This is a genomic window from Saonia flava, assembly GCF_011927795.1.
Classification (GTDB): domain Bacteria; phylum Bacteroidota; class Bacteroidia; order Flavobacteriales; family Flavobacteriaceae; genus Saonia; species Saonia flava.
This window is the reverse complement of sequence record NZ_JAATJJ010000002.1, coordinates 402,998-414,755: the sequence shown is the minus strand read 5'-3', so window position 1 is coordinate 414,755 and position 11,758 is coordinate 402,998. Positions and strand designations below refer to the sequence as shown.

General features: G+C 34.0%; 10 protein-coding genes. All 10 read right to left on the bottom strand.

What is annotated here, in order from left to right; translation table 11 throughout:
• Positions 1-235: 235 nt before the first annotated feature.
• The gene (gene yiaK / locus GGR42_RS13940; protein ID WP_167965284.1) at positions 236-1,255 is read right to left on the bottom strand and encodes a 3-dehydro-L-gulonate 2-dehydrogenase; all 1,020 of its coding nucleotides are present in this window, start codon (positions 1,253-1,255) and stop codon (positions 236-238) included.
• A gap of 47 nt (positions 1,256-1,302) precedes the next feature.
• Complete coding sequence (locus GGR42_RS13935; protein WP_167965283.1) at positions 1,303-1,779, bottom strand: hypothetical protein; 477 nt, start codon at positions 1,777-1,779, stop codon at positions 1,303-1,305.
• A 131-nt stretch (positions 1,780-1,910) separates the two neighbouring features.
• Positions 1,911-2,948, bottom strand: coding sequence for a serine hydrolase domain-containing protein (locus GGR42_RS13930; protein ID WP_167965282.1), 1,038 nt, complete (start codon positions 2,946-2,948; stop codon positions 1,911-1,913).
• A 198-nt stretch (positions 2,949-3,146) separates the two neighbouring features.
• On the bottom strand, positions 3,147-3,497 hold the full coding sequence (locus tag GGR42_RS13925) for a bleomycin resistance protein (RefSeq protein WP_167966396.1): 351 nt from the start codon (positions 3,495-3,497) through the stop codon (positions 3,147-3,149).
• 209 nt (positions 3,498-3,706) lie between these two features.
• Entirely contained in the window at positions 3,707-4,375 is a 669-nt protein-coding gene (locus GGR42_RS13920; protein ID WP_167965280.1) for a VOC family protein, read from the bottom strand.
• 173 nt (positions 4,376-4,548) lie between these two features.
• A complete protein-coding gene (locus tag GGR42_RS13915) occupies positions 4,549-5,259 on the bottom strand; it encodes a 3-keto-disaccharide hydrolase (RefSeq protein WP_167965278.1) in 711 nt (236 codons plus the stop codon).
• Positions 5,260-5,464: 205 nt separating this feature from the next.
• Positions 5,465-7,204 (bottom strand): serine hydrolase, encoded by a 1,740-nt coding sequence (locus GGR42_RS13910; protein WP_167965275.1) that lies wholly within the window; start codon positions 7,202-7,204, stop codon positions 5,465-5,467.
• A 440-nt stretch (positions 7,205-7,644) separates the two neighbouring features.
• Positions 7,645-8,274 carry an MSMEG_1061 family FMN-dependent PPOX-type flavoprotein gene (locus GGR42_RS13905; RefSeq protein WP_167965273.1) on the bottom strand — a complete coding sequence of 210 codons (630 nt, stop codon included), beginning with the start codon at positions 8,272-8,274 and terminating at the stop codon, positions 7,645-7,647.
• Between the two features lie 577 nt (positions 8,275-8,851).
• Positions 8,852-10,279 carry a S41 family peptidase gene (locus GGR42_RS13900; RefSeq protein ID WP_167965271.1) on the bottom strand — a complete coding sequence of 476 codons (1,428 nt, stop codon included), beginning with the start codon at positions 10,277-10,279 and terminating at the stop codon, positions 8,852-8,854.
• A gap of 196 nt (positions 10,280-10,475) precedes the next feature.
• On the bottom strand, positions 10,476-11,678 hold the full coding sequence (locus GGR42_RS13895; RefSeq protein ID WP_167965268.1) for a M23 family metallopeptidase: 1,203 nt from the start codon (positions 11,676-11,678) through the stop codon (positions 10,476-10,478).
• Positions 11,679-11,758: the final 80 nt, after the last annotated feature.

Sequence of the window (11,758 nt, the reverse complement as noted above, 5' to 3'; positions counted from 1 at the left end):
TTAATTTCTTAAGGAATTGTATATATTTTTCATTCTATCAGTGATATGGGCCTAATTGCATTTCCAATTGGGTCTTTTTCTTTTTTCCAACGGAGAGATTATTGCGAATTCCTTATGATGGGGGCTAATTAATTTTAGGAATATCTGGCAAAAGCCAAGCATGGCAACAAAGAAACATTGTGTTGGGATAATTGTTTTCATAGTTTCTTATAGACCGATATGATATCAATGAATTTTATTCCAATAGCAACACTATTTTTTGCCAAATATTATGGTTAACAGGAATTCCCTTTTTAAGATTCCTGGTTCTGGTCTTTGAACTTTGCTCTCCAGGATAATACGTTTTATCTCCGGGATGCATGGGCTCTACATCATGGGTATAGTCTATAATTTCATTGATGAGTTTTTGCTGTAAATTTTTATCGTTAAAAACTTCAGGAAAAATACAAAGGTAAACTTGGGAAATTCCTGTTTCTAGTTCGTTTAAACTTATTTTATAGGTAGAGTCCCCGGCCGACAATAAAGTTGCCAACATATCTAAAACCATAGAAAGAGCTGAGCCTTTCCAATAACCAATGGGTAATCCCCGTTCTTTTTTTAAAATTTTTTCAGGATCATTGGAAAGTTCATGGTTATCATCCCACCCTCCAAAGTAAGGAAGTTTTTCACCCCTTAATTTATAATCGTTTATTTTTCCAAATGCAAATTGTGAAATCGACATGTCCAAAACAATATGGCCTTGCTTCCTTGGTATGGATACAACAAGAGGATTGTTGCCAATTCTGCTATATTTACCACCCCAAGGCGGCATATTTGGCTGGGTATTTGTGAAAATGATTGAAATGCAATTGGCATCTGCGGCCTGTCTGCCGTATGTGCCACCTCTCATCCAGTGATTGGTATTGCGTAGGGCAACCATTCCCATTCCATGTTCCTTTGCCAATTCTATTGCTCTATCTGTACATTTTGTTGCATTGATAACGCCAGGACCAAAATTACCGTCCCATCGCTCTATACTACCAAAAGTTTCCACCTTTTCGGCTTCCGCATCAATTTTGATTATTCCTTTTTGTACATAGTCAATAAACAGGGGAACCCGGTTTATTCCATGGGAACTTACACCGACCAAAGTGCTTTCCGTATGTACATTGGCCATAATTTTGGCTCTCTCTTTGGTAAACTTATATTTAACAAATAGCTTATAAAGCGTATCCTGCATTTGTTTGGAGGTAATTCGTATGTCTTTATCTGTCATTTTTCCTATGTAATGGTACAAAGTGTTTAGTCTTCATTAAAAGCAACTTACTTTTTATACATATTTCTTACTTGCGGTAGTAAGGCAACAATAATCATGACAATAGCATAAAACATATAAAATGTTTGTAACCAATGTACGGATGATTGAAGAAATATTACTTCTATATATATCCATCCAATTAGCGTAAAAGCAATATAAATACTGTATGTCCATGACCAGTGCATATCATTAAATACATTGAATTGCTCGGCTAGTTTGGATTCTGGTTTTTTTAGTAGTGCTCCTGTCAATAATAAAGGAGCCAGCCCCAGAACAGAGAATAAAATAATTCCGGGTATTAGATAACTATTAAATGGAATATTTTTAAATTCTGATAAAGGTATTCCTATCAACTCTCCTTTAGGGGAAATTATCAATACTATTCCTCCTCCAATAGCTCCCAATCCAAGGAATCCCAACAAAAAAATAAAGGTGTTTCGAGCCAGTTTTGCTTTTACGACTTTTTCCTTATTATTTTGCATTTATATCTTATTTAAAGTTAGCTTTTGGCGTGTGCTATACTAACCTGTTTGGCCGTAGGGGATTGCTTTTAGACTAAGATAGCAAAAAGGAAAGAACTGTTGTTGGGTAGTTAGTTTTCTCTTAATTCTTGTTAGGAGCTTTTTTCATTTCTCAATATCTTTACAATACGGTTGATTACTATTTCCGATAAATTCCATTCGTATCCATCAAAATTGGTTGTATTCACAAATTGAACAACAACTGTGTCTATGTCTTTGTGGTACTCTGCAAGACTTTGATAGCCTGGAACCAAACCTCCATGTTCGTATTTGTAAATTGAGGAGTAGATTTTCTGTTCACCATCATTAAATACAGAACCATCGTTTAGTGCTCTCAAGAATATGCCCACATCTTCTGCTGTAGCCAACATTCCGTTTTCATTTGTCTTAAAATCAGCTTCAATACCAACATAATAGCCACTCATAACATCGTCTATATTTACTTCATTAAGCGAAAAAAAAGTATTTTTTAGTTCGAGTGGTATTAAAATTTCCTCCTTAATGTACTGTTGATGGCTATAACCCACCACCTTATCAATAATCTCGCGAAGTAACAAATAATTCGTGTTTGAATATTCGTAGCCTTTATCAGGTTTAAAACTAGCCGGTAGATCAATGGCAAATTCAAGGGCTTTTTTACCATTTTCCTGTTCATTTTCCCAATAAGCTGGATTGTCTGTGAAATTGGGAATACCACTCCTATGCTGCACCATCAATCCCAGGGTGATTTTTTCTGCATTTTCAATTCTACCCACAAGTTCTGGAAAGTAATCGGCGAGCGTTTCATCTAGAGATAAACGATTGGCTTTAACTAATTTGGAAATAGAAACTGCGACATATAATTTACTGATACTGGCAATTTTGAATAGGGATTTTGGGTTAGCTGGTATTTTGTTTTCTCGGTCTTTCCAACCACCTGTATAAAATGCTGGTGCTTTTCCTGCTTGGTCCACATAAACAATCATTCCATCAAACCCATGGCCAATTGCTTCATTTACCTGTTCTTGAACCGTATCAGGTAGTGGTAAAATCCAAGCCTTTACCAAAATCCATGGCACAAACCACAAAGAGGATATGCTTACAATAATAAATATTATTTTAAACACTCGTTTTGTTTGTCTCTTTTTCATACTATTTTAGAATGTTGTACTTCTATGAATGTCCATAAATTATTTATGTTGGGATACTTGTGTTTGGACACTTAAATTTAGTGAATACCTAGTTAAATAGAAAGCCCATTGGCGCCCATGCTTGTTTAAGGCTTTATTTTTAGTATGTTGTGTATACAAGCAATTAATTGTAATCGTTCCTGGCGGTTCGCTTTACTACTAAATACTTTGCCCAAATGTCAAGAGATTATTGTCTGGGTCCAGTATAGAAAATTCCTTTTGCCCCCATGGTTTTGTTTCTAACTTTCCATTAGGATGGATACTCGTTTCATTATCTAACAATAATTGGTAAAAATTGGCAATATTATTGGTTCTAATATATACTTGCCCATAATTTTCTTTAGGGTCAAGTTCTTTAAATTCAAAAAAGTGAATTTCTATTTTATGTTTTTGAACCATTAAATAGCCTTCATAATCACCAATTTCTTGAAAACCTAATTGCTTTATATAAAAATCTTTTGTAACATTTTTATTCCGCATGGGTAATTTCGGATTAATATCAATTAGCATAATTTCAGTATTAGTATTTAGGTTTACATTGTGCTTGTTGTTCAATTTATGGCACTAATTTAACACATACAGACCGAATAGAGAATCTGTTGGTCGACGCAGGATTTTTATAAGGAAGCTATTACCAAGCTACTAATTAAATTTAGAGAGTTAATGTATGTTTTTGTTTCAAGAAAATAAGACAATCCTTCTGGTTTAAGACTTGTTAGTTATACAGTTTTAATTTGCTCGTTTATATATTCTATTTCATATGTTTCTTTTTTAATAATTACTTTTAATTTAAAATCTGAAGAATAAGCCCTGTAATTCATTGGATACCAGCCTTTTACATTTTTATTTATTAATATAAAAAGTCCTGTTTCTGTTCCAATAGCACAAAAGTCATTAAATCCTCCGTCATAAATAGAAAGACCTAATTTGGTGTTTAAAAAATCAAACTCTTTTTCAATATTAGTTGTAGGAATGCCTATTTCAGATATTTCTAAAAAGCTTTTTTGATCAAATTCTTCTGTTGATTGATTCTTTAGATTTTTACGGGCAATTAATTCAACTATATTATTATCTAAATCATAGAAGTATACTGCCTTTGCATTCCAACTGTCAAAATCTTGAATTTCATTCCCATTAATTTTTAATATTTCTACTCTTTTTTTTAACCATTCCAAAGCATCTTTTTCTTTACCGGCGGGAATGTTAAAGGCAAAATGATACGGTGTTGTAATTTTTTTCCTTTTCACTAATTTCAAGTTAGAGCTCCCTAGATTGAACAAAACAAAATTTTTGGATTCATTTAGTATGTTTAATTCTAAAACTTTAGAATAAAATTGCCTTTGTCCAACTAATTGATTTGTAAAAATTGTTAATTCTTGTATTTCCATTATCTTATTGCGGCTAGGCCATGGCCTTTATTTTAAGTTGTAATGTAACACGGGCGCTCAGATTAATGAATATCCATAGGCTAAAGACCATGGGCCTCATATATGTAGAGTGGCCAGCTATTGCAGCGCATGGTAATTATATACATTCTTATCAACTTTCAATTATTGTTTTATCACGATGTCTTTATACCAAACTTCAAAATGGTCACCCGAGTGTGTTTGCAAGCAAATACATCCGTTTGTGGTACATCGCCTTTCTCAGTGTACTTTGCTGTTGAAACCCCGTTTATTTTAATTTCAATATCAGGGCCATTCGCCGTGATAAGAACTTCTTTCCAATCCTTTGACTTTATAACAGTTTCAACGAGTTCTTCATCAGCCACTTTATAAATTATAACTGGAAAGATCTCTGGTTTTGGGTATCGTAAGGTATTGGGCCTGTTCTCGTCTACCAAGCTTCCCCAAAGTGGATAAATACCCGTTGTATCCTTCGGGGTAAAATCTGAAAATAGGGCAATTCCACTGGCATCAATATAACCAATGTCCGCCTGATAGCCCATTACCTCATTTGAATTGGGTACACGTTTAGCTCTAAAACTTATTCCCCCATTAACCTCCAAGTCGCTCGTTATAAATTTGGCTGCCAGTTTCAATTCAAAATTTTCATATTTCTGTTTGGTGCACAGGTAGTAACTTTTGTCAATTGGTTTTTTTAGGCTGCCCCCGACTATGGCTCCTTTTTCCACCCTGAAAAAGGTATTGGAACCTTCCCAACCTTCAAGGGATTCTCCATTAAACAATTTTAGTTCGTCGGACATATTACAAGACATGAACAATAAAATAGAAAAAAAGTATCCAATTGATTTTAAAATATTTTTAATCATTAGTCCAGTTTTAGTGCCTATAATTTTAGGGCTAAAAATAGTTCAGCTATGAGATTCAAGATACAATAAAATGGTCATACAATGTCATAATGGACAATTTCCGGTTATATCATGGCATTGTTCCTAAGATAGCGAAGGTGTCACTAGACTTCCATTTTAGGGGCGATGGGAATTAGAGAATTTGATAATGGGGCTTAGTCTTTGATTATTTATATGGTATCTCTTTAAACCATTCCCAGGGCATATTTTTGTTGGCAATGGTGTATTGCAATAAATCCTTAAAAATAAGTCCTGTGTTTTCCGAATTACTCATAACTAAAACTCCTTTGCCAGCTTCTGGAAAGATAATGGAATAGTGGTGGAATCCACTGCCACGCCCTTCCTTAAAAAAACCGTTGCCATAGGGTGTTTCCAGATAACCCCAACCAAGCCCATAGCTTAATTTAACATTCTTATATTCAATAGCTGGTACGTTCTCAACAAGCTGTGAAAGGGGTAGAATTTTAAACTGTGGACTAAAGATTTCCTCATAGGATTTTGCACTAATAATTTTTTTGTTGAGTACCGCCGTTAAGAAGGCAATGTAGTCACCAAATGTGGTTTCTAAAGTACTTCCAGCCCTTGGTTCATTATCTTTGTCCTTATTGTAAACCCCGCCATTTTCTGCATAACTATTCGCAAAATCTCTTTCAAATCTTGGCTTCCATTCATAGGCAGAGCTTTTCATATCTAAAGGATTGAAAATGGTCTCTTGGGCAAGTTGTTCCAAACCTTTGCCTGTTATTTTTTCTAGCACAACCTGTAGGTAAACAAATCCCTCACCGCTATAATCATATTTTTCGCCAGGAATACTATGAACGTGCAACTTGTTGTCCTTAGATCTCCAATTTTGAAACCCAGTGGTATGATTCAGGCACATTCTAGCTGTAATTTTGTGGTAGAGACTGTCTGTTTTAAGGTCAGAATAATCATCATGCCATCGCTTCAAAGGTTTGTATTCATATATCTTCTTTGGAAGGTAAGATTCCAGAGGTGTGTCTAAATCAATAACATCATCCTCCACTAATTTCATTACAATAACACTAAAAACAGCTTTGCTTAAAGAAGCTCCATAAATGTTTGTGGAATCTGTCAATACTAACTTTTTAGAGAAATCTTTATATCCAACAATATGTTGATGTTCAACTTGTTTGTTATCAAAAATAGCGACCATTAAACCCTCGACATGCGCATCTTTTGCCAATTGATTTATTTTCTGTGTTATGGAATCTATGAAAACCGTGCTACCGTCTATACGCTCTATTTCTATATGGGTTTTGGTTGTACAATTGGTAAGAGCAAGTATGCCTATAAGAAAAGCAATAATCTTAATAGAACCTTTTGGTTTAAATCTTAAAAATGGTATCGATAACGGATAGTAGCACTTTTCTTTTTTTAGAACATAAATAATATTGAAAATTACAATAGCCACACAAATAGGTACAGTAGCTATAAATAATATAAAACCCCATTTCTCAATGGTTAGCAAACCCACGAAAGATATAGTGGCTAAAATCAAAGCCGTTATTTGAAAGTTAATGACTTTAATGCCATGTTTGTCGTAAATTGGATTATCCTCTCTTTTGTGTATCCAGATAAAAAGAGGGAGTAGCACATTGCACAAGGGTATAAAGATTCCCAATAATGGGGTGGCGTGCAGCAACAACAGCCATTTTTTCTTTATAGTTTCTTCTTTGGGGTTGTTTAAGGGAATTAACTCGTTTACTTCAATGTCTAATGCAACCGCCAGTAACTTTATTGTATTTAAGTGGGGATTAACTTCTGCTTTTTCTATACGCTGAATGGTGCGTACGGTAACATTTGTTTTTAGGGATAATTCTTCTTGTGAAAATCCTTTACTTTTTCGGTGGTACTTTAGTCTTTGTGCAAGTGATTGATTGTTCATGGATTTACCTTTTTAACTTATGAAGCAAATGTATCCAATATCGCTTGCCTTTTACCCGACATATAGATGTCATGTTACTGTCATTAGGTTAAAAATCAATTATTTATTTAAGTTCCTTTAATATAATTTAAACGATTATTTAAAATATACATAGTGTTCCTTACTGTTTTTTTTTCAATATTTTGTTTGCCATACTCCCCAAATCCATATAGTAAATATTCCTAGAAATAAGAACATATTGACTTTTAACATATTGGAAAGGTCAATTGTGTTGACCTGAATATTTATATGTTCGGGTAAAATGTCTGGCGAACCATATACTATTCCCGTAGGTATTACAATTACTATAGAGATAAGAAAACAAACCTATAAAATCCGCCAGGATTTTCGTGAGTAGGCGAGTTCTAGCAATGAATTATATACGGCGTTGTGTGTAGTTTTTAATATAAGCGTGTATTTTCATCGTTTTTAATTATTTCATCCATCTCCTCATAAGACTTGTCTAGTTTTCCGTGGTCAACCATAGATTTCGCTAATGTTGGAGCTTTTCGTTCAGCATTTAAGTCAACATTTGCCCATAATTTGGACCTTATAATACATTTAGCACAATGGAGAAATGCTTCTTCTACATGTACAATCATTGCAAAATTTGGAAGCCTATTTTTATGGGCAAGTAGTTCTAGTACTTTTTTGTCCGTTATAATTTGAGCTTCGCCACTAACTCGTAAAGTCTCTTTTACACCAGGAATTAGAAAAATCAAACCCACTTTTGGGTTTTGTAATATATTCATAAATGTATCTGCTCTTCTATTTCCCAACCGGTCTGGGACTGCAAGAGTTTTGTTATCTAAAACTTTAACAAATCCAGCTGGGTCACCTTTGGGAGAAGAATCAAAATTTCCGTTTCTGTCGGATGAAGAAATTACTATGAAAGGAGATTGTTCAATGAATAATTGGCAATTTTCATCGATATAGTCTATTGTTTTCCTTGTGACCAGTTCACTTGGGTGCCCCATAATCTCGCGAAAATCTTTTTCGTTTGTTATTACATCTTCAAATTTTCGTTTCATAATTGATTGGTTTTGTAATGAAGCCCAACGTCGCGCTATGTACGACATCAGCGAAAGCAGTGTGCGAGTTGGAGCGCTGGTGGCTAATTTTAAGGAAATATAGTAAAAACCTTTTTTGGTTTTGGACCGTATTGGGAATAAAATTGGTTGTACCACCGAGCGTAGTGACCAATGAATACTCCTAAAAACAATAAAAATCAATGAATAATTCGACGCCGCGCTATGTGAAGTCCGGCGAATTTTAAGGAAATATAGCAAAATCGCATGACTGTTGTTTGGGAACCTGTCTTTTTTTGGTCACCGTGTCCCAAATAACAGGCCTCAAGAAGGCCACATAGTGGCCGTATCTTATGGATTTTGCGGTATTGGGAATAAAATTGGTTGTACCACCGAGCGTAGTGACCAATGAATACTTCTAAAAACAATAAAAATCAATGAATAATTCGACGTTTAGTATAAGAACAGTAGCGGATAAACGCACCTATATTTCGGATAGCAAGATACTAAATTGGACACAAAAACGGTTCGAACTTGAACCCGAACCGCAATTGCTTTTATACCTTGTTGGCAACAGTTTTTATTCCGATTTTACTATCTCGATTACTTTTTCGATTGCATCATCTCCGTCTTTTAAATCTACCAAAAGATATTCGTAAAAGTCCTTAGATTTTATAGGATAATCCAGTTTAATATTTGGGGTGATTCCAATTTCTTCATAACTAATCCCATCCATTGATTCGTATATCATATTAGATAGTCCATAAGTCCAACCATTTGGAAGTTTTTTACTTAAAATATCAGAAAAAACACCTTCTGTTGTTGAGCCAATAATTTTAGAGTTTGGAATTTTTTTACTACCCAATACGAGTAACTCAGCAGCACTTGCTGTTTCGTGACTTGTTAGGATAAATAACTTACCATTAAATGTTTTTTCGGCTGGAATCAGAGTCATTAAATGCTTTTCAGTGAATCCTTTGCCTAGTCTTACCTTTTTAGTGCAAATATCAGTTTCTTTATTTACAAAGTGATTAAGTATTTCAACAGAAGCATCATCAAAACCACCACCATTAAATCTCAAATCGATAATACAAGCTTTTGCATTTTCAATAGTTTTTGTAATAGAATCCATCATAAAACGAGTACCTACCGCAACATCGTCGTGGTAATTGTTTGCTTGGTTAAGCTTTTTCCACCATTCTTCCCAAAATTGTTCAGTCGATAAACTATCCGCAATGGGATAATGCGCCCAGCTAATCATATTCGTTGTCTGGATATAGGCGATATCTTTATCGACCATTCCCCATTTGAGTTCCCCTTGATTAAAATGGCTTACATTTTTGAGGTGTTTCTCAACGATTAAGTCTTTTACTTTTTTGTCTAATCCATCTGGGATTTCTTCATCATTTTCCTCTTCATTGTTTGAAAATTGACTTTCATATTCTTCTTCTATTTCATCGGGCAAATTGATAGAAACGTGACCATCATTTAATTCTCCGAGCATTTTCTCGAAGATTAGATATAGTTCTAAAGGTGTTGTCTCTGAAGTAACTTGAGGTTCATATTTTTCATAAATTTTCTTCCAATCGATATTTCGCTCTTTAAAATAAACGTATTGTTCATTGAATGTGTTCCATAATATCTCAAAGTTGTATTTAGGGTCCTTGGCTAAACTATCGTTTACATTTTTCGCAAAATCTTTATCGCTTCTAAAAAGTTTAAAAGCCTTAACGCCATCTTTTAAAAGTATTGTATCGTTTGATAATGTATCAACTGTGTAGAAATTGAAAAAATCCGTTGATGAATTGTCCGAGGTTTTTACATTTCCGACTGTAGATGTATGATAGCTATATACAATGCTGTCGGCAATAACTATCGCTTTTCCAAATCCGAGATATTCCCAATTTCCGTTTAGATATATTTTTTCTTTTTCTACTTTTTTCTTTTGGTTTGTTTGACAGGAAATTGCCAAAATTGAAATCAGAATTATTAAAATTGTTTTGTTCATATTGCTTGGTTTTTCTTAAAGAGCGAAATTTTTCTTGAATGCTACATTTTTTTAATTGTTGCCATTCGGTCTTCTATAAGAATAGTAGCGAATTTATATACACTAACTTTTCGTTTAAATACAGACTTTTTACATTTATTTTACTATAGTATTAGCGACTAAACCGCTATTATTTTATGCATTGTTGGCAACAGTATTATTCAAATTCAACTACACCATTTCCAATAGGCATTTCATTAAATCTGATTTCTGTATTCAAATTTTTTAAGTCGAGACTTTCCCCTTCAAAAATAGTCCCTAATTCTTCGAAAGAATACTTTTTAAGTTGATTGAATTTTTCAAAGTGATATGGTATGCCTTCGCCACCTAAAACTCGTGGACTTTTTGTTTCTAAATGAAAATGCAAATGAGGTCCATCTGAATTTCCACTATTACCTAAAAGACCAATTACCTGTCCTTTCGTAACTTTTTCTCCTGTTGTCACTTTAAAACTATCAGGAATTAAATGTGCATATACTGCGTAAATATCATTTCCTATGTCTAGAATTACATAATTACCACACACTGTTTCGCGTGTTATTTTTACGTCTATTTGTTCAGGGACATTGTCGGGAATATCATTTTTTATTTCCACAATAATCCCATCAGCAACAGCAAGTAATTCTTGTCCGTAAGTTGGATAATTTTCGTTAATGGACATATCTTCCTTAACAAAGACACCATTATCTTCAATATAAGCCCAGTCTATTGCGAAACGTTGTGGATATGTTGGTGTACCTTGAGTAATGAATCTAGAATCTTTGTGACTTTCAGCTGTATAAAACCATTTTCCTTTTTTAAAGGGTAAACCTAATTCTATGGAATTCGTATTTGGGATTTTAATTAGGGCTACTTCAAAAGGAACTTCCACAATTGAACCCTTATTTGATATTCCTACTTGTAATCGATGAAAAATTTGGTTCGGAATGCTTTGAGAGTCATCAAATTCAATCTGAAGCACAATGAGCCCTTTCCGTCCAGGTTCAAGAATTACACTATCTTCAGTATTCCTTATTCCTAGGTGAATAAAATTGTTTTCTAAATAATTGTCGTCAAAGGACTTTATTAGAGTCTCTTGGCCATTGGCATTAATTATATCAATAGAATTCAGAATTAGGTTTTGCCTGAAGTTGTTTACCATTGAAAGTTCGAATTGAATGTTTGTTTTACCATCGGCTCTGAAAGGTGGGCAAACAAAATCAACTTCGGCTTCTAGTATTTCCTTTCCGATTGGTGAAGGCTTTAAACGATATGTTTTGGTACTACCATCTAAATTATTTTCTATGGTTTTACTTGAATTGTCACAACCAATTAAAAACAAACCTATAGTTAGTAATATAAATTTTGGAAAAAGCTTCATCGGTTCGATTTTTATATTGTTGCCAATCGGTCTTGTGTATGAGTAGTAGCGAATTTATATGCGATACATTTCGGTAAGTA